Here is a 17,574-nt window from a genome sequence, read left to right on the forward strand (position 1 = left end):
TACTAGTTATTCTCTTTCATTAAATAGAATTTTTGTCTCTACAAAGTTATCTATTGCATATTTTTTATCATATAAGCCACAAAAAAAGCTGTTACACATAAAAATGAGTAACAGCCTTTTAATAAATTATTTTGTAATGATAGCCTCGATTAATTTCGGTACTTGAGGTGCTTCTTTGGCAATTTTGATATGTGTATAGATCTTATCAATCACTGTTGAGACGTCTTCTCTGTTAGCATAAATTGTTACGAGAGAGTCACCTTGCATTACTTTATCGCCGACTTTTTTGCGTAGCATTAAACCAACCGCTAAGTCTATAGTTGATTCTTTCGTAGCACGACCCGCACCTAAAAGCATAGCCGCAGTTCCAACTTCATCAGCTTCAATGAATGATATAAAACCATCTTCTTTTGCAGGTACTTCAAAAGTATATTTGGCTTGAGGTAACAATGAAGTATCATCTACAACTGCTGGGTTACCACCTTGTCCTTTAATAAACTGCTTGAAGATTTCTAAAGCGCTACCATTTTCAATAACTTCTAATAACTGTCCGCGAGCTTCTTCGATTGTTTTCGCATGACCACCTAGAACGACCATTTGACTGCCAAGCGTTAAGCAAAGCTCTGTTAAATCTTCAGGACCTTCTCCTCGTAATGTCTCTATTGCTTCTTTTACTTCTAATGCATTACCAATCGCAAATCCAAGCGGTTGGCTCATATCAGAAATAATAGCCATTGTGTTACGACCGACATTGTTACCAATTTGGACCATTGCGTGTGCTAAATTCTTAGCATCTTCTACAGTCTTCATGAAAGCACCTTCACCCGTTTTCACATCAAGCACAATAGCTTCTGCACCAGCAGCAATTTTTTTACTCATAATTGAGCTCGCGATCAATGGGATACTACTTACTGTCCCAGTCACATCTCTAAGTGCATATAATTTTTTGTCGGCAGGTGTTAAGTTTCCTGTTTGACCAATAACTGCTAATTTAATGTCATTTACTTGCTCAATAAATTGTTCTGTCGTCAATTCAACATGGAATCCTTCAATTGCCTCTAATTTATCGATAGTGCCTCCTGTATGACCTAAACCGCGTCCACTCATCTTCGCAACAGGAACGCCTACAGCTGCTACTAGAGGACCTAATACTAACGTCGTTGTATCACCAACGCCGCCTGTGGAATGCTTATCCACTTTAATACCTTCGATTTTAGAAAGGTCAATTTGATCTCCCGACTCAACCATTGCCATTGTCAAATCTGCACGTTCACGATCATTCATATCCTGAAAATAAATTGCCATTAATAAGCTACTTGCTTGATAGTCTGGAATAGAACCATTTGTATAACCTTCAATGAAAAAACGAATTTCTTCAGTAGTCAATTCTCCACCATTACGTTTTTTTTCAATAATATCAACAATTCTCATATTATTTCTCCCTCACTTACTTTATATTTGATAAAAAACTTGTGCCGAACTCAGGTAATTTTACATTGAAATTTTCTGCGACAGTGGCACCTATATCCGCAAATGTGAGTCTTAATGGTAATTCATGACCTTCTTTAAAGCGTGGTGAATAAGCGATTAATGGTACATATTCACGAGTATGGTCACTTCCTGGGAAAGTTGGATCGTTTCCGTGGTCTGCAGTTATTATTAATAAATCTTCTTCCGTTAACGCTTCCAAAACTTCTGGTAAACGACGGTCAAATTCTTCTAAAGCTTCACCATAGCCAATTGGATCTCGGCGGTGACCATAGGCTGCGTCAAAGTCTACTAAATTTAAGAAAGATAAACCATGGAAATCCTTACGAACCACTTGTGATACCTTATCCATACCATCTGTATTGTCTTTTGTACGGACTGCTTCTGTTACACCTTCATTATTAAAAATATCAGAGATTTTACCTAGAGCGATGACATCAAAATTAGCATCTTTTAATTCATTCATAACCGTACGACCAAATGGTTTTAACGCATAATCATGACGATTCGATGTACGTTCAAAGTTACCTGGAGTTCCAATGAAAGGACGAGCAATTACACGACCTACTAAAAATTCAGGTTGTAAAGTCAATTCACGGGCGATTTCACAAATTTTATACAACTCATCTAATGGAACAATTTCTTCATGTGCTGCGATTTGTAAAACTGGATCAGCAGATGTATAAACGATAATTGCGCCTGTTTTCATATGCTCTTCACCGTAATCATCAATCACTTGCGTACCACTCGCTGGCATATTACAAAGTACTTTGCGACCAATACGTTCTTCTAATTGTCCTATTAATGTTTGTGGGAAGCCTTCAGGATACACTTTGAATGGTTTATCGATATTCAAACCCATAATTTCCCAATGACCTGTCATTGTATCTTTACCCACCGATGCTTCTTGCATTTTACCGAAATAAGCTATAGGTTTTTCTACAGGAGTAATCCCAGGTAACTCACGGATATTCGATAAACCTAATTTCCCCATATTAGGCATAGTTAAGCCATTCATTTTTTCAGCTATATGACCTAATGTATCTGCACCTACATCACCGAATTTTTCGGCATCAGGTGCTTCTCCAATACCTACTGAGTCCAGCACTATTAAGTGAATGCGTTTAAATGATTTTGTGTTCATTTGTGTTCCTCCTCTATATTTACACTCATTTTACCAAACTATACGAAAAAATGAATGTCAGACCTCTGACATTTGGATTTTTTTTATGCACGTGGATGAAACTGCTTATAAACTTCTGATAATCGTGTCTTACTAATATGAGTATAAATTTGTGTCGTTGAGATATCAGCATGTCCAAGCAACTCTTGAACCGCGCGTAGATCAGCACCATTTTCAATTAAATGCGTCGCAAAAGAATGGCGTAAAATATGTGGTGTAATCTCTTTATCTATACCCGCTTTCTCTGCATAATCCTTCATTAATTTCCAACAAAATTGTCGTGTTAAGCGATCTCCTCTTTGGCTGATAAAAAAGGCGGCCTCTGATTTATGTAACTTATCTTCTAGTATTGGTCTACCGTTTTCTAAATATGCCTTGCATGCTTCTATAGCTGTTCGTCCAAGCGGAATAATACGTTCTTTACCACCTTTACCAAAAACCCTTACGAAGCCCATCGTAATATGAACATCTTCTAAATTCAATGCAATACATTCACTAATTCGCATACCACTTGCATATAACAATTCAAGCATCGTTTGATCTCGAATTCCTTGTGGTTTTGCAAGATTTGGCATAGCAATTAAGTTATCAATTTCTTCAATCGATAAAATTTTCGGTAATTTTTTCTCTAGCTTCGGCATTTCTAAATGTACTGTCGGATCCCCACTAGCTCTTTTTTCTCTTAACAAAAATTGGTGAAATGAGCGGATTGATGATATATGCCTTGAAATAGTACGAGCAGATTTACCCGATGTTTTTAGCGTCTGTAAATGATGAAGTATATTCAATCTGTCTATTTCATCAAAATTTTCTACACCTTGGCTTACGAAAATATTCTTAGTATATGCAATAATATCTCTTTTATATGATTGTAATGTGTTGTCAGAAAGCTGGCGTTCAACACGTAAAAAGTGTAAATAATCTTGAGTAGCATCTAATATATCTTGGTTCATTTTGGTACCTCCTTAAAAATAGGTAAATAAAAAAGGACAGCACCTCCGCCATCCTTTGTTTGTAAGCTATAAACTTATGATTGATTGCTATTGTTTTCTGATTCTTTATCATGACAACGCCAGCAAATACCGTGAAATGTTAGCCTATGGTCTTTAACAATAAAATTCCATCTTTTTTCAACGACTGCTTCTACATCTTCAAGTAAATCCTCTTGAATTTCATCAACAGCACCACATTCGATACACACGAGGTGATGATGGAAGTGAGCAGCTCCTTCTTGACGTAAATCATAACGAGATACGCCATCACCGAAATTAATTTTATCGACAATCTTAAGCTCTGTTAAAAGCTCTAATGTTCGATACACGGTTGCAAGTCCAATTTCTGGTGCTTTTTCTTTAACAAGTAAATAGACATCCTCAGCACTAAGGTGATCTTCCTCATTCTCTAAAAGCACTCTTACCGTCGCTTCACGCTGCGGCGTCAGTTTGTAGCTCGCACCATGTAATTGTTTTTTTATTCGATCAATACGGCTTTCCATACGACGCCCCCCTAAACTTCTTACATTATACCAAAAAGTCAATTCTCATTACAAGATTGAATTGATTGTAATTATAATAATTGTAATTTGATAATTATTTTAATTTATAAATAAAGTGAATTGCAAGTAATTCAACCACAAAAATTACTAGAGTGACGATGAGTACTACTATTACACGCGGTAAAATTGGTAACTTCTTCCTTATAGCGTAAACTGGTTCAGGTACAAGTACTATACAAAACACCAATAATACTATACTGTAAAGCAATTGAAAAGGAAACCACCATGCAGCATATGACCAAAATGCATTTTGTGTGTCTATTAAATAACCTGCACTGTATCCAAAAAATGCCGATTTTAATACAACAACAACCCTTGTCACATGTCTTAAATAATTATGAGATGCAAGCAACGAAACAATAGCAAATGGAATGACAACTGGCAGTAAAGATCGCCAAATAGATGGCTTCCCTTGTAGAAGTACTCTACTATCCAATTTACGAATGAGCCATTCTGCTTGTTCAACAGTAGAAAGTTGCAACAGTAAAATTCCTCCGATAAAGCCAATTGCAATAACTAAAAAAAAGTAAATAATTTGAAATGATCGGTTCATATAGGTCACCTTCCTTTACTTCGTACAACCTATGCTCGTCCCGACCTATTTCATAACTTCTTTTATAAGATATTTTTCATCCACATAATTGCAAACACTGTTTTAGCATCGTAGATTCTTTCTTCACGAATCATTTGTTCAGCTTCTTCTAACGTAACTTCTAATAATTCGACAAATTCATCCTCATCTAGCTCAGCCGGATTCTCAATTCTATATAAATCTCTCGCCGCATATATATGAATAACTTCATCTGCAAAGCCCGGAGATGTGGCAAAAGATTGAACAAACGTGAAATTCTTTGAGCCATAGCCTGTTTCTTCTTCTAACTCGCGGATAGCAGTATATTCTGGCTTTTCGCCTTTTTCTAATTTACCCGCTGGAATTTCGATAATACTACGCTCTAAAGGTTTGCGATATTGCTCCACAAGAACAATTTTACCTTTGTTTGTAATTGGTATAATAGCTACTGCTCCTGGATGATTCACTAATTCTCTAGTTGATGTGTTACCGTTTGGTAATGTGACTTCATCTACTTTAACTGAAATAACGCGGCCTTCAAAAATCTTTTTAGAATTAATCGTTTTTTCTTCAAATTTTTTCATAATAGCAATCCTCTCCGTTGTGCTTTTGTTATTAAACATTGTACCATTATCATATGAGGAGTGATATTTTTGAAGAGTAGAAAGTTAGGTAATAGCGAATTAATTACTTCAGAAATTGGTCTTGGTTGTATGTCTCTACCAACTGACGAACAGACTGCGAAATGGGTGGTAGATGCAGCTGTGGATCAAGGTATTACCTATTTCGATACAGCGGACTTATATGATAAGGGCATTAACGAAGAACTTGTTGGCAAAGCGCTTAGCAGTAAACGACAAGATATAATATTAGCCACTAAAGTGGGAAATGTTTGGAATAAGGACGGAGAAAGTTGGCACTGGGACCCTTCAAAGAAAAGTATCGAACGCCAAGTAAAAGAAAGCTTGCGTCGCTTACAAACAGATTATATTGACTTATACCAACTACATGGTGGAACAATTGAGGACCCGTGGGATGAAATAATTGATGCATTTGATAACTTAAAAAATAAAGGAGTCATTCGATCATACGGTATTTCATCAATCCGACCAAATGTAATTAAGGAATTTTTACCAAATAGTGATGCAGTTTCTGTCATGATGCAATATAGCTTATTAGACCGCAGACCAGAAGAATGGTTTGAAGTACTAGAAGAAAATAATGCATCCATTGTAACCCGAGGTTCTTTAGCAAAAGGGTTATTGACAAATGATTGGTTAAAACGTTTAGCAAAAGCGGATGGCTACCAAGCTTATAGCCAAGACAATCTTCAAGCTACTCTCGAAGAATTGGAAAACAATACAAAAGATGTACATGCAGCAGCACTTGCTTATGTATTACAGTCACCTATTGTAGCCTCTGCAGTAATTGGCGTAAGTTCAAAAGAACAATTGGAAGATACAATTAAAGCTTATAATAAAGCGCAATCTATTGATGTTAAAGAGCTAGGTAAACTAACAAAAGTAGATACGTATAATACACATCGTTAAACTTGAAAGAAGGATCCCACATTGCGGACCCTTCTTCGAAATAAATCCAAGCACTTAAATTGCATCTTAAATTTTATATTTGTCTTTTATAGAAAGAATAGCTCTTTTAAATGTATATTACTAACCATTTTCATGAAACCCCTTAGAACCTCATACAATGAATTTTGTATTAATAGAGCCGTCAAAGCAAAAGGTGTCTGTAATATAAAACCCAATATTAAGTAGCCCCCTATTTGCTTGGGAGTGATTAAATTTTCTAGCATTAATCTTCTAATACTAAACAGACAAAATGGTATTAAGATAACCATAGCCGTAATGACACCAGGTACATATCTTTGAAAGATTATACTTTGCACTACATGCCCTATTCCGTTTGCAAGAAACACGCCAGCAACTAACAATGTAAAGAACTTTATCGGTTGTATTCCTACAAATCGTTTATTGGTAACCACCATCACACAGCCAATCAATACAATAACCCATAATAAAATAAATGCGATCACGAATTCTTCAGTAGAAACTGAAAATGGTAATTTCGCAGTAAAATCTGCAACCGTTAATATTTCCTCCAAATCATGAAATCAATTATGCCTCGGCATAATTGCGTCCGGAATCGGCTTTGTGCTTGCACAAAGAACTCCTTTCCGATTCCGTGACATCCGCCGGAGGCTTTAACTTCTTTCAGCGGGTGTTTGGACACCCACTGAAAAGCAGCTTAAATCCGCATTCATCTCACCACCTATAGAGGTGGGAGACTTCTGCTGAAAGAAGTTAAAAAAACAATAGGAAAAATCCATATGAGCATTCGAATTTTCGAAACTTCTATACTTCACCCCTGTTATTTATAAGATATTCATAAGTTACCTATGTAAAAAACGGATTCATTTAGTAATCATTTTGCACAAAATTTCTCTCCCGTTTTATACAAAATAAAAAGCAGCTCTGAAAAAAACTTTCAAAACTACCTTTTATATCAAACCACATAACTTGCTAAGCTCTTTTAAATAATCAACATTTCAATAACTCAATTAAATAGTTAACTTACTACATTTGTATAACATTGAACATAAAAAATCGTCTATTAACTATTAAATTTATAGCCTTTATCGCCATACTCATTGAGTAATTCTTCAAACGATTTATTCTTTTCACGTTGCTTACGTTCAAACGCTAATTTAGCATCTCGTTCTTCCTGAGCAGCTTGTTCTTTTGCGATGAGGTCTTTTTTAGCGATTTTTAATTTCTCTAACATATCACCATTAAGTTGGTCTTTTAATGTTAATCCCTCGTCTTTTAAAGAGTATTGTTGTACTGGTTGTTGTCTTTGTTGTTTTTTCTTTTTAGCCATTTCCAATCTCCTTCTTACGTTCTTTTTACGATTGTTGCAACACCTTGACCTCCACCAATACAGAGTGTAGCAAGACCTGTTTTAGCATCTCGCTTCTCCATTTCATGGAGTAGCGTTACTAATATTCTAGCACCACTTGCTCCAATTGGGTGACCTAAAGCAATTGCACCTCCATTAACATTTAATTTCTCATGGTCAAATTGTAATTCTCGGTCAACTGCAATCGATTGTGCAGCAAATGCTTCATTCGCTTCAATTAAGTCAATCTGCCCTAACTCTAGCTGCCCTCTCGTTAAGGCCTTTTGTACTGCTTTCACCGGACCACTCCCCATTACAGCTGGATCAACGCCTACACTGGCGTTTGAGACAACTGTTACGAGTGGTTTAATACCCAACTCGTCAGCTTTTGCTTTGGACATTACAACAAGTGCGGCTGCACCATCATTAATACCAGAAGCATTACCTGCTGTTACAGATCCTTCTTTCTTAAACGCTGGTCGTAACTTGCCTAAATTTTCAGCTGAAGTTCCTGGTTTTACATATTCATCTGTATCGAATATGATTGGCTCTCCCTTACGCTGAGGAATTTCTACTGGAACAATTTCTTTTTTAAATTTACCCTCTTCTACCGCTACTGCGGCTCTCTCTTGAGAACGTGCTGAGAAGTGATCTTGTTCCTCACGGGAAATTGAATATTGGTCACACAAATTTTCAGCTGTAATCCCCATATGATAATCGTTAAATGCACACCATAAACCATCAGCAATCATACTATCAACTACCTTTTGATCGCCCATACGGAATCCTTCACGTGCATTTTTCAACAAATATGGTGCTTGACTCATATTTTCCATTCCACCTGCAACGATAATATCTGAGTCGCCTGAGATTATTGCTTGAGTCGCTAAATGGACCGCTTTAAGACCTGACCCACAAACTTTATTTATCGTTAAGGCAGGAACTTCTTGTGAAAGGCCTGCGAAAATAGCTGCTTGCCGAGCTGGATTTTGCCCTAGACCAGCTTGTAAGACATTACCCATAATCACTTCATCTACTTGTTCAAAAGGCACCCCTACCTTTGACAATGCTTCTTTAATAACAATTGCACCCAGTTTTGTTGCTGGAACATCCTTTAACGCTCCTTGAAAACTCCCAATAGCTGTACGTACAGCGCTCACAATTACAACTTCAGTTGTCATAATTATTCCCCCTTGTTTAAGTATAAAAATATTTGCTAATATGTACATCCCTTCCTTACAATGGAATATAGGAGGGGATGTTATGTTCAGTTTACCAAATAATGCGACAATTATCGAGGTAGGTCCCAGAGATGGCTTACAAAATGAAAAAAACTCAATTGAGACTAAAGTGAAGCTTGATTTCATTAAATGCTTGCAGAATGCAGGCATTAAAGAAATGGAGTTAACTTCTTTTGTTTCACCAAAATGGGTGCCGCAAATGGCAGATGCAGAAGAAATAGTTAAGAATACTGCTAAAGTGGGCAGACAATTTGTATTAGCACCGAATGCTACAGGGGTGGAACGTGCGGTGGAAACTGGTGCAGAGGCAATTGCCGTTTTCGTTGGGGTTAGTCATACATTTAATAAAAAAAATATTAATAAAAATACTGAAGAAGCCATGGTTAGTTTAGCACCTGTCGTGGCAAAACTGAAAGAGCAAGGGAAATTTGTACGCGCTTGTATATCAACAGCGTTTTATTGTCCATATGAAGGAAAGATTGAAGTTGAAGATACAATTGCTTTATGTAAAGTATTTGCGAGTTGGGGTATAAATGAGTTAAGTGTTGCAGATACAATTGGCATGGCCAATCCTGTAGAAAGTTACACACTATTTAAGCGTTTGAAAGAAGAATTACCTGAGTTACTCTTGACTGCCCATTTTCACGACACACGAAAAATGGCGTTAGCAAATATATTTGCTGCACTACAAGCTGGTGTAGACAGATTTGATACATCAGCAGGTGGTCTTGGTGGTTGTCCTTTTGCGAAAGGTGCTACAGGAAATGTTGCAACAGAGGATGTTGTACATATGCTAGAAAGTATAGGAGTTCACACAGGGATTGACGTTGAAAAAGTTTGCGAAGCGGCAAGAATTGTCGAACCATTAATTTCCGGAACAATCGACAGTGGTCAGTTCCGGCTCTTTAAGCAAAAGTAGAGGAGTGATGAATGATCATGAAAAAACGATTGCTTTGGATTTTAGGACTTATTTCGGGTACTCTTGGTGCCATTACGGCGATTTTCGGCTACTTATTTTCAAGTCGCATTATGTATATGAAAAACAAAGATGCAGCCTTCATATTACAACGGGAAAAGGAAGCAAAGCGTTTTGACGAAGTTTGGTTTGAGCATGTAAATAAGGAAGAAATGTGGGTCGATTCCCCAAATGGCTATTCAATTAAAGCCATTCACTTCCAACCTTTACAAACTAATAACACTATAATTGTTTGCCATGGTGTTACGGAAAATAAAATTAATTCCGTAAAATACGCTCGTCTTTTCGAGCGCTTAGGCTTTAACTCAGTCGTTTATGATCATCGTAGACATGGTGACTCTGGGGGTAAAACAACAAGCTACGGTCATTATGAAAAATATGATTTACAAGCGGTTATGAAGACTTTGAAGCAAAAATTAGGTGGCGAAGGTATAATTGGTGTACAAGGAGAATCTATGGGTGCTGCTACTACATTATTATACGCTGGCACATTAGAGGATGAAGCCGACTTCTACATTTCTGATTGCGCCTTCTCTGACTTTTCAGAGCAATTATACTACTTAATGATGAAACAAACACCACTACGTAATAGTATAGCCATTAAACTCGCAGGTGTTTTCTTAAGAATGCGTGATGGATACTCCTTAAAGAGTATCTCACCTAAAGAGGCTGTAACTAGAATTGAAAAGCCTGTCTTGTTTATTCATAGTCTCCCAGATGACTTCATCTTACCTGAAATGACAATTGAAATGTATAGCTTAAAACCTGGCCCTAAAAAGTTAAAACTTTTTGATGTAGGTCCTCATGCACAATCCTTTAATATGAACCCAGAAGCCTATGAACTGTTAATAGCTGATTTCTTAAAAGAATTTGTCTTTAAAGATACAGACAAAAAAATAGCACTCAACTGAGTGCTATTTTTTATTTACTGCTTAATTTATTCATTGAGTTCATCATTTGTTTGATTTGTTTTTCAGACGGTTTACGTCCCATTTGAGACATCATTACTCGTAGCATTTGTTCGTTAATCGGTGGGTTGTCTTTTAAGTACTTCATCATATATTGACGGGCAACAAAGAAACCGATAGCTATTCCTGCTATTAATGCCACGATAACAAGTATAATCCATAACGTAGTATTCACTGGTTTTCCTCCTCCAAGTTTCTTATGCGAGAAAACTATCTCCAACAAGGATTATACAATAAAAAACCACTACATACTACTGTTTGACAAGATTTATCGTCTTTCGTGCGAATGGAATTTAAGCGGTTTTAACCAACCACATTCCATTTCATCTTTATTAAATCCGATAAAACAATCACTTAATTTTGATAATGTTGCAAATAAATCTAACTCGAGCATGCGTGACCCAACACAGACAACAGCTATGTAGTAAGGAAAAATATCAATTTGGATTTCCCCTTTAAATTCATTCATCAAAAAGATTTGGTGATCCTTTGTTTGAATGCCAGAAAAGCTATTACCTAGTTGATGTTGGATAATGTGTTCAATTTGCACCATATCCAAAGGCTCACATAAGTAGGAGATTTCTTGCGTCGGATGTATTGCATGCTCATACGTATTTGAGGATTGAATGAAATCGAATAGTAAACGTTCTCTACCATAAACAAAAGCCTGATGTTTCTTTTTCACATGAAAGATTGAGTATACTCGCAAGATTACCACTCCTCTCTTGTAAACAGTATAGCAAACACTGCAAGAACATTTTGTCAATTGACGTCCGATTTAAAGCACTTTATTTGTCAAAAAAGAAAAAGTAGAGGAAAAAACCCTCTACTTTTCAATGTTAGCATTATTTTCTTAAGCAAATAATGCTTTTACTTTTGCAACTACATTTTCTACAGTGAAGCCATATTCTTTCATAACAATTTCACCTGGTGCACTCGCACCAAATTTATCAATTGCTAGAACATCACCTTCGAAGCCAGTATATTTATGCCAACCAAATGATGAACCCATTTCAATTGCTAAACGTTTTGTGATTGATCTTGGTAATACTGCTTCTTTATATGCAGCATCTTGAGCTTCAAAACGATCAAATGATGGCATAGAAACAACTGATACTTCAATACCTTCAGTAGCTAATTGTTTTTGAGCTTCAATAGCAAGGCTTACTTCTGAACCAGTCGCTAAAATTAGTGCATCAGCTACCTCTTTATTAGCTTTTGAAACAACATAAGCGCCTTTAGAAATGCCATCAGCTGCTAGTGAAGCTGAGTGATCTAACACTGGTAAGTTTTGACGTGAAAGAACTAAAACTGTTGGTTGATTTTTAGATGATACTGCTAATTTCCAAGCTTCAGCAGATTCGTTTGCATCCGCAGGACGAATAACAGTAAGATTTGGCATAGCACGTAATGCAGCTAGATGTTCAACGGGCTCATGTGTTGGACCATCTTCACCCACAGCGATACTGTCATGTGTAAATACATATGTTACAGGTAGGCCCATTAATGCAGATAAACGAATTGCTGGACGTACATAGTCACTGAATACGAAGAATGTCCCACCAAAGACGTTAACTCCACCATGAAGAGCCATACCGTTTAGAGCCGCACCCATTGCAAATTCACGAACACCGAACCAAATGTTACGGCCTTCTGGAGTTTCTGCTGAGAAATCGCCTGCATTTTTAATAGTTGTTTTATTTGAACCTGCTAAATCTGCACTTCCTCCAAAGAATGAAGGTGTATTTTTTGCAAGAGCGTTTATCACTTCACCAGAAGATGAACGTGTAGCAATAGATTTACCTGCTTCATAAACAGGGACTTCTGATGCGAAATCTTCTGGAAGCTCCCCATTCATCGCATTTACAAACTGTTCTGCAAGTGCAGGATATGCTTTTTTATAAGCTTCAAATTGTTCATTCCAAGTAGCTTCAGCAAGAGCACCTTGAACTTCAGCTGCTTGTTTAAATGTTGAATACACATCTTCAGGTACATGGAATGGTTCGTGTGGCCATGAATAGTGTTCTTTAGTAAGTTTTACTTCATCAGTACCTAATGGAGCACCGTGAGAGTCAGCTTTACCTGATTTATTTGGTGATCCGTAGCCAATAACTGTTTTTACTTCAATAATAGTAGGTTGGCCTTTATGTGCTTTTGCTTGTTCAATGGCTGCATTTATTGCTTTAATATCATTACCATCAGTTACATGAATGTAGTTCCAGTTATATGATCCAAAACGCTTTTGAATATTTTCAGAGAATGATTTATTCAAATCGCCATCTAAAGAGATGTCATTGCTATCATAAAGCACGATCAGTTTTTCAAGTTGTAAGTGACCTGCTAAAGAAATTGCCTCAGCAGCGACACCTTCCATCAAATCTCCATCACCACAAAGTGCAAACGTATAATGATCCACTACTTCATGTTCTGGTTTATTATAAACACCTGCTAAGTGGCTTTCCGCCATTGCCATACCAACAGCCATTGCAATACCTTGACCTAATGGGCCTGTTGTTGCCTCAACTCCAGCTGTATGACCGTATTCTGGGTGACCTGGTGTTTTAGAATCCCATTGACGGAAACTTTTGATTTCCTCCATTGGTAAACCATATCCACCTAAGTGTAATAAGCTATATAATAGCATTGAGCCATGACCGGCTGATAAAATAAAACGATCGCGGTTAAACCAGTTTGGGTTTGAAGGATTGTGACGAAGTTGTTTTGTCCAAAGAGTATAAGCCATTGGCGCAGCCCCCATTGGTAATCCTGGGTGACCTGAATTAGCTTTTTCAATAGCATCAATAGACAAAGTTCGAATTGTGTTAATAGCAAGCTGATCTGCTTGTTGAGTCATTTTTAGTAGACATCCTTTCTTAAGCTAAATATTGTACTATTACAGTGTAGTCAACATTCTTATATAAAACAATGCTTTCTATAAATTGTGCTTAATTTAAAAGATTATTCTTGTTTTGTTTTTGACGTAATTTCTCAGGAGTTACTTCATTTCCCTCTGGATCGAAAACGCGGACATTTTCAATTGTCTCACGCATTGAAGATCGGAATGTGTCTAAATACTCTTTGCGAAGTGCTGTTTGCTCCTTTGCTTCCTCTACAGTTAAGCCTTGTGATTTTGATTTTTTTGAAAGTACACTTATACGTTGTAATTTTTCTTTTGATAACATTGTTTTCTCACCTTTCATACAGACGTTAATACAAAGGTATGCAAAAAAGACCGCAAGCGCAAGCTTTTAGTCTTTTTTTTCCTCTTTTAACTCCATAAATCTACGATGAATCGTCGCTTTACTAACTTGGAAACCTAATCCTCTTAAAGTATCTGTAATTTCTTCAAACGTCATACCCTTTTGTCTAAGATGGATTATTTGTTCAATTGGAACATCTATTCGATCTCGGCCTTCAGGATTCCCTCGATCTTTTAAATTCTTTTCTGGTCTGTAGCCGTTCTGAACAGCTCTCCTCATCCCTCTGCGGATTTTAGCATTATGTAATTTACGTTGATACTCTTCTACAATTGCTAATATTTCTAACAACATAGCATCCATTTCATTTAATCGAACATGACCTGCATCACTTAAAGTAAAAATGTCTGTATTCGTTTTTTGCAATAAATGAAGTACCGCCATTCGACCATTCCCACGTCCTAAACGTGTTTCATCTTGTACAAACAGTGTTGGTTGATCATAGTCCTTTACACATTCGAGTAAATCAAGTAATCCTTCACGATCAATATCATATCCACTATGTCGATCTGAAAATACTTGAGCAACTTCATAGCCTTTACTAGCTGCAAATTCTCTTAACTCAATCTCTTGCCTTTCAAGCGAAGTATCTTGTGTATCTTTATCTGTACTAACACGGCAATAGAGTATTGCTATTTTTTGTTTCATTTTTTATCACTCGCCACTTCTATCCCTATATTTTGAACTTTAATATTATCATGTTCTGGAACTATTAGAGTATGTCCCGCATATATCGTATCGTCAATTAAATTGTTTTCATTCTTAACCTTTGATATCCATTCATGGTCAGCCATATTACCTTTATATCTATTCGCCAGAGAAATTAAAGTATCCCCGTCGTGAACTTTAATCTCTTTATATGATGTATTCGCACTATTTGCAACAACTAAAATTGATGTAAAGATTACGCAAACCCCAAAAAGCAATGTAATATATTGATATTTTTTTAACCAACTCATACTGATTCTCCCCTTCACTCGGATACCCGTTCGGAATATATGTTCTAAATATAAACAGAACACTTGTTTTTGTCAACGGCTTTTTCGAACTTATGTTTGCATTGTTTGTTCGCTAATGCTATACTATTATTAACTTTTACATAGTATGAGATAAAGAGGTGATTGGATTGAAAAAAGTATCGAAAAGACAAGAAGATATATTGTCTTTCATCAAAGAGGAAGTTCGCACTAAAGGATACCCGCCTTCCGTCCGTGAAATTGGTGAAGCAGTTGGTCTTGCATCAAGTTCTACAGTCCACGGACATCTTGCTAGACTTGAGAGCAAAGGACTAATTCGACGAGATCCAACGAAACCTCGTGCAATCGAAATATTAGATCAGCAAGACTCTACAATTGCAAAACAAGGCGTTGTACATGTACCACTAGTTGGTAAAGTTACTGCAGGCCTTCCTATTACAGCAATTGAAAATATTGAAGAATACTTCCCAATCCCAGATTCTTATGGAACAACTGAAGACCAAATTTTCATGCTTGAAATCATGGGTGAATCTATGATAGAAGCTGGTATATTAGATGGAGATTATGTAATCGTGAAACAACAAGCCACTGCGAATAATGGTGAAATTGTTGTAGCGATGACAGAGGACAATGAGGCAACTGTTAAGCGATTTTTTAGAGAAGAATCTTATTTCCGCTTACAGCCTGAGAACTCTTCTATGGAGCCAATTATTGTAGATCAAGTTTCCATTTTAGGTAAAGTAGTCGGTTTGTATCGAAACGTTTTATAAGAGACAACCATATAGGATTGTAAGAATCTTATTAATTTATTTGATTCTTACAATCTTTTTATATTACATTAATTAGGAATATATATATCTACTAATGTTACAAAGATGTTGATTTGCCTTCTGTAGAGTGCCAACCCTTCAGTGGCGTCCATTTGTTTTGCCACACCATTTTGTTAGAAGGGTTTTTTACTAGCACAAAGCGTGAAGAACGGTGACGCACTTCATTAAACTACTCTTGGCTAAAAACTTTCAGTTATAGACATCATATCTTGATAAATTGTCAAACAGTACAAAAAAAAGCAGCTTGAGGATATCTCCTTAAGCTGCTTAATTAACCCATTACGACGTTATTTTACATAGGAAAACTCACTATCAACACCATTTGACATTAATCTTATTTAAATTGAATCTCAAACGCACACACTCATAATATGCCCATCACTTTTCTGACTCAGACAAGCCAGTTCATGAAAATCATACATGTTATAAACTATTCCTTCATTTTCCAAGGTTTCTATCGCACGTAAAAATGCCTCACATGTTAACCCTAACCCCAAATTTTTCACATAACTCTCTTTACGAGTCCAAATGCATGTGAAAAGATCATCTCTTTTACTGGCTGGTGTTTCTTTTAATACTAAATTTTCGTATGGTGTAAAGCAAAGCTGGGCTATTTTTTCATCATAAGCAGAGATCTGCTCAATATCTACGCCGATTTCACGATCATACTCTACAAGTACAATATATCTACCCGAATGACTGATATTAAAATAGACAGCTCCATTTTTGATATATTTTTTCCCATACTCTGATACTGCCAACTGCCCATGTTCAAAATCATGGCGTTGCAAGAATTCATTTAATAACCGCCTAGAAAAAATCGCGCGTATTCTATCTTCTTTTCTTTTGAATTTATCTACCTCTATTTTCTGAAATGCCGGCAATTCATAATAATATTGCGCACATACTCCTAGATTGGATGATGTCCAATTTTTTACAAAAAGTCGCATAAATCAGACGATTCCTCCGTCTTTCATCCGAATAATACACCCAGAACGTTTTGCTAGTTCTTCTGCGTGAGTCACCTGCACAACGGTCGTACCAAATTCTCGATTGACCTTTTCCAATAAAGAAGTAATGACTTCAGCTGTATGACTATCCAAATTACCCGTAGGCTCATCTGCAAAAAGAATATTTGGTTTCATGAAGAGTGCACGAGCAATTGCAACACGCTGCCGCTGCCCACCGGAAAGATTCGCGACCGGCGTATCTGCCTTATCCGTCAAGCCAACAATATCGAGCAGCTCCTTTAAATAAGTGTCATCTTGATATTTTTTATACATTTGTGCCACGAAAATAATATTTTCTTTCACATTCAACATTGGGATCAGATGAAAATCCTGAAAAATAATACCTAGATTTTCAAAGCGAAATTTTGCAAGTGCCTCTTCTTTCAATGTGTGGATGGGCTTTTCTGCTATCAAAATCTTTCCCTCTGTAATATTCGATAAGCCACTCAAACAATATAATAATGTTGATTTTCCTGCACCACTTGGACCCAAAATAGAGACAAAATCACCTTGTTGGATTTCTAATGATACATTCGATAGGATGTTTTGAGTTGTTTGACCACTCTTTACTGTTTTTGTAACATTTTCAATTTTAAGCATAG

Annotated in this window: 21 protein-coding genes; 4 read left to right on the forward strand and 17 right to left on the reverse strand. The window is 36.6% G+C overall.

Translation table 11 applies throughout. The annotated features are described in order from the left end of the window. Positions 1-126: 126 nt before the first annotated feature. From ACQKMD_RS00930 to ACQKMD_RS00955, 6 genes are all read right to left on the reverse strand, one after another. The gene (locus ACQKMD_RS00930) at positions 127-1,431 is read right to left on the reverse strand and encodes a pyrimidine-nucleoside phosphorylase (protein WP_427748649.1); all 1,305 of its coding nucleotides are present in this window, start codon (positions 1,429-1,431) and stop codon (positions 127-129) included. A 16-nt stretch (positions 1,432-1,447) separates the two neighbouring features. Beyond that, positions 1,448-2,632, reverse strand: a complete 1,185-nt coding sequence (gene deoB, locus ACQKMD_RS00935) for a phosphopentomutase (RefSeq protein ID WP_427748651.1) — start codon at positions 2,630-2,632, stop codon at positions 1,448-1,450. 83 nt (positions 2,633-2,715) lie between these two features. Next, positions 2,716-3,624 (reverse strand): site-specific tyrosine recombinase XerD, encoded by a 909-nt coding sequence (xerD, locus tag ACQKMD_RS00940; RefSeq protein ID WP_427748653.1) that lies wholly within the window; start codon positions 3,622-3,624, stop codon positions 2,716-2,718. A 74-nt stretch (positions 3,625-3,698) separates the two neighbouring features. Beyond that, on the reverse strand, positions 3,699-4,166 hold the full coding sequence (locus tag ACQKMD_RS00945; protein ID WP_427748655.1) for a Fur family transcriptional regulator: 468 nt from the start codon (positions 4,164-4,166) through the stop codon (positions 3,699-3,701). Between the two features lie 94 nt (positions 4,167-4,260). Next, positions 4,261-4,779, reverse strand: coding sequence for a hypothetical protein (locus ACQKMD_RS00950; protein WP_427748657.1), 519 nt, complete (start codon positions 4,777-4,779; stop codon positions 4,261-4,263). Between the two features lie 62 nt (positions 4,780-4,841). Then, on the reverse strand, positions 4,842-5,381 hold the full coding sequence (locus ACQKMD_RS00955) for an NUDIX domain-containing protein (RefSeq protein ID WP_427748659.1): 540 nt from the start codon (positions 5,379-5,381) through the stop codon (positions 4,842-4,844). A 69-nt stretch (positions 5,382-5,450) separates the two neighbouring features. Here ACQKMD_RS00955 and ACQKMD_RS00960 point away from each other — a divergent pair, with 69 nt between their 5' ends. After that, complete coding sequence (locus tag ACQKMD_RS00960) at positions 5,451-6,347, forward strand: aldo/keto reductase (protein ID WP_427748661.1); 897 nt, start codon at positions 5,451-5,453, stop codon at positions 6,345-6,347. Positions 6,348-6,433: 86 nt separating this feature from the next. On the opposite strand, the gene ACQKMD_RS00965 is transcribed toward ACQKMD_RS00960, so the two are convergent. From ACQKMD_RS00965 to ACQKMD_RS00975, 3 genes are all read right to left on the reverse strand, one after another. After that, on the reverse strand, positions 6,434-6,919 hold the full coding sequence (locus tag ACQKMD_RS00965) for an HXXEE domain-containing protein (protein ID WP_427748663.1): 486 nt from the start codon (positions 6,917-6,919) through the stop codon (positions 6,434-6,436). A 509-nt stretch (positions 6,920-7,428) separates the two neighbouring features. Continuing rightward, positions 7,429-7,695, reverse strand: a complete 267-nt coding sequence (locus ACQKMD_RS00970; protein WP_427748665.1) for a YqkE family protein — start codon at positions 7,693-7,695, stop codon at positions 7,429-7,431. A 14-nt stretch (positions 7,696-7,709) separates the two neighbouring features. Next, positions 7,710-8,894 carry an acetyl-CoA C-acetyltransferase gene (locus ACQKMD_RS00975; RefSeq protein WP_427748667.1) on the reverse strand — a complete coding sequence of 395 codons (1,185 nt, stop codon included), beginning with the start codon at positions 8,892-8,894 and terminating at the stop codon, positions 7,710-7,712. 82 nt (positions 8,895-8,976) lie between these two features. Between ACQKMD_RS00975 and ACQKMD_RS00980 the strand changes: the two genes are divergently transcribed. Further along, positions 8,977-9,873, forward strand: a complete 897-nt coding sequence (locus ACQKMD_RS00980; protein WP_427748668.1) for a hydroxymethylglutaryl-CoA lyase — start codon at positions 8,977-8,979, stop codon at positions 9,871-9,873. Positions 9,874-9,890: 17 nt separating this feature from the next. Then, positions 9,891-10,841, forward strand: a complete 951-nt coding sequence (locus ACQKMD_RS00985) for an alpha/beta hydrolase (protein ID WP_427748670.1) — start codon at positions 9,891-9,893, stop codon at positions 10,839-10,841. A 10-nt stretch (positions 10,842-10,851) separates the two neighbouring features. Here the strand turns inward: ACQKMD_RS00985 and ACQKMD_RS00990 are convergent, their stop codons facing one another. The 6 genes from ACQKMD_RS00990 to yneA all read right to left on the reverse strand — a co-directional run bounded on the left by ACQKMD_RS00990 (position 10,852) and on the right by yneA (position 15,114). Further along, positions 10,852-11,073 carry a YneF family protein gene (locus tag ACQKMD_RS00990; RefSeq protein ID WP_427748672.1) on the reverse strand — a complete coding sequence of 74 codons (222 nt, stop codon included), beginning with the start codon at positions 11,071-11,073 and terminating at the stop codon, positions 10,852-10,854. 93 nt (positions 11,074-11,166) lie between these two features. Continuing rightward, on the reverse strand, positions 11,167-11,607 hold the full coding sequence (gene sirA, locus ACQKMD_RS00995; protein ID WP_427748673.1) for a sporulation inhibitor of replication protein SirA: 441 nt from the start codon (positions 11,605-11,607) through the stop codon (positions 11,167-11,169). 144 nt (positions 11,608-11,751) lie between these two features. After that, complete coding sequence (tkt, locus tag ACQKMD_RS01000) at positions 11,752-13,752, reverse strand: transketolase (RefSeq protein WP_427748675.1); 2,001 nt, start codon at positions 13,750-13,752, stop codon at positions 11,752-11,754. 91 nt (positions 13,753-13,843) lie between these two features. Next, positions 13,844-14,080 (reverse strand): DUF896 domain-containing protein, encoded by a 237-nt coding sequence (locus tag ACQKMD_RS01005; RefSeq protein WP_427748677.1) that lies wholly within the window; start codon positions 14,078-14,080, stop codon positions 13,844-13,846. Positions 14,081-14,146: 66 nt separating this feature from the next. Then, positions 14,147-14,803, reverse strand: coding sequence for a YneB family resolvase-like protein (locus tag ACQKMD_RS01010; RefSeq protein ID WP_427748679.1), 657 nt, complete (start codon positions 14,801-14,803; stop codon positions 14,147-14,149). After that, on the reverse strand, positions 14,800-15,114 hold the full coding sequence (gene yneA, locus ACQKMD_RS01015; protein WP_427748680.1) for a cell division suppressor protein YneA: 315 nt from the start codon (positions 15,112-15,114) through the stop codon (positions 14,800-14,802). The genes ACQKMD_RS01010 and yneA overlap by 4 nt, the downstream gene beginning before the upstream one ends. Before the next feature lie 167 nt (positions 15,115-15,281). Here yneA and lexA point away from each other — a divergent pair, with 167 nt between their 5' ends. Continuing rightward, positions 15,282-15,902, forward strand: a complete 621-nt coding sequence (gene lexA / locus ACQKMD_RS01020; protein ID WP_427748682.1) for a transcriptional repressor LexA — start codon at positions 15,282-15,284, stop codon at positions 15,900-15,902. A 410-nt stretch (positions 15,903-16,312) separates the two neighbouring features. Here lexA and ACQKMD_RS01025 read toward each other — a convergent pair whose 3' ends face one another. Both ACQKMD_RS01025 and ACQKMD_RS01030 read right to left on the reverse strand, forming a co-directional pair. After that, a complete protein-coding gene (locus tag ACQKMD_RS01025; protein ID WP_427748684.1) occupies positions 16,313-16,912 on the reverse strand; it encodes a 4'-phosphopantetheinyl transferase family protein in 600 nt (199 codons plus the stop codon). Positions 16,913-16,915: 3 nt separating this feature from the next. After that, positions 16,916-17,572, reverse strand: a complete 657-nt coding sequence (locus ACQKMD_RS01030; protein ID WP_427748685.1) for an ABC transporter ATP-binding protein — start codon at positions 17,570-17,572, stop codon at positions 16,916-16,918. Positions 17,573-17,574 lie beyond the last annotated feature (2 nt).

This window comes from Viridibacillus sp. NPDC096237, from assembly GCF_050278625.1.
Classification (GTDB): domain Bacteria; phylum Bacillota; class Bacilli; order Bacillales_A; family Planococcaceae; genus Viridibacillus.

Coding starts and splice junctions, on each gene's coding strand:
- ACQKMD_RS00930 (WP_427748649.1), bottom strand. CDS start 1,431: ATGAGAATTGTTGATATTATTGAAAAAAAACGTAATGGTGGAGAATTG.
- deoB (WP_427748651.1), bottom strand. CDS start 2,632: ATGAACACAAAATCATTTAAACGCATTCACTTAATAGTGCTGGACTCA.
- xerD (WP_427748653.1), bottom strand. CDS start 3,624: ATGAACCAAGATATATTAGATGCTACTCAAGATTATTTACACTTTTTA.
- ACQKMD_RS00945 (WP_427748655.1), bottom strand. CDS start 4,166: ATGGAAAGCCGTATTGATCGAATAAAAAAACAATTACATGGTGCGAGC.
- ACQKMD_RS00950 (WP_427748657.1), bottom strand. CDS start 4,779: ATGAACCGATCATTTCAAATTATTTACTTTTTTTTAGTTATTGCAATT.
- ACQKMD_RS00955 (WP_427748659.1), bottom strand. CDS start 5,381: ATGAAAAAATTTGAAGAAAAAACGATTAATTCTAAAAAGATTTTTGAA.
- ACQKMD_RS00970 (WP_427748665.1), bottom strand. CDS start 7,695: ATGGCTAAAAAGAAAAAACAACAAAGACAACAACCAGTACAACAATAC.
- ACQKMD_RS00975 (WP_427748667.1), bottom strand. CDS start 8,894: ATGACAACTGAAGTTGTAATTGTGAGCGCTGTACGTACAGCTATTGGG.
- ACQKMD_RS00980 (WP_427748668.1), top strand. CDS start 8,977: ATGTTCAGTTTACCAAATAATGCGACAATTATCGAGGTAGGTCCCAGA.
- ACQKMD_RS00985 (WP_427748670.1), top strand. CDS start 9,891: ATGAAAAAACGATTGCTTTGGATTTTAGGACTTATTTCGGGTACTCTT.
- tkt (WP_427748675.1), bottom strand. CDS start 13,752: ATGACTCAACAAGCAGATCAGCTTGCTATTAACACAATTCGAACTTTG.
- ACQKMD_RS01005 (WP_427748677.1), bottom strand. CDS start 14,080: ATGTTATCAAAAGAAAAATTACAACGTATAAGTGTACTTTCAAAAAAA.
- ACQKMD_RS01010 (WP_427748679.1), bottom strand. CDS start 14,803: ATGAAACAAAAAATAGCAATACTCTATTGCCGTGTTAGTACAGATAAA.
- yneA (WP_427748680.1), bottom strand. CDS start 15,114: ATGAGTTGGTTAAAAAAATATCAATATATTACATTGCTTTTTGGGGTT.
- ACQKMD_RS01025 (WP_427748684.1), bottom strand. CDS start 16,912: ATGCGACTTTTTGTAAAAAATTGGACATCATCCAATCTAGGAGTATGT.
- ACQKMD_RS01030 (WP_427748685.1), bottom strand. CDS start 17,572: ATGCTTAAAATTGAAAATGTTACAAAAACAGTAAAGAGTGGTCAAACA.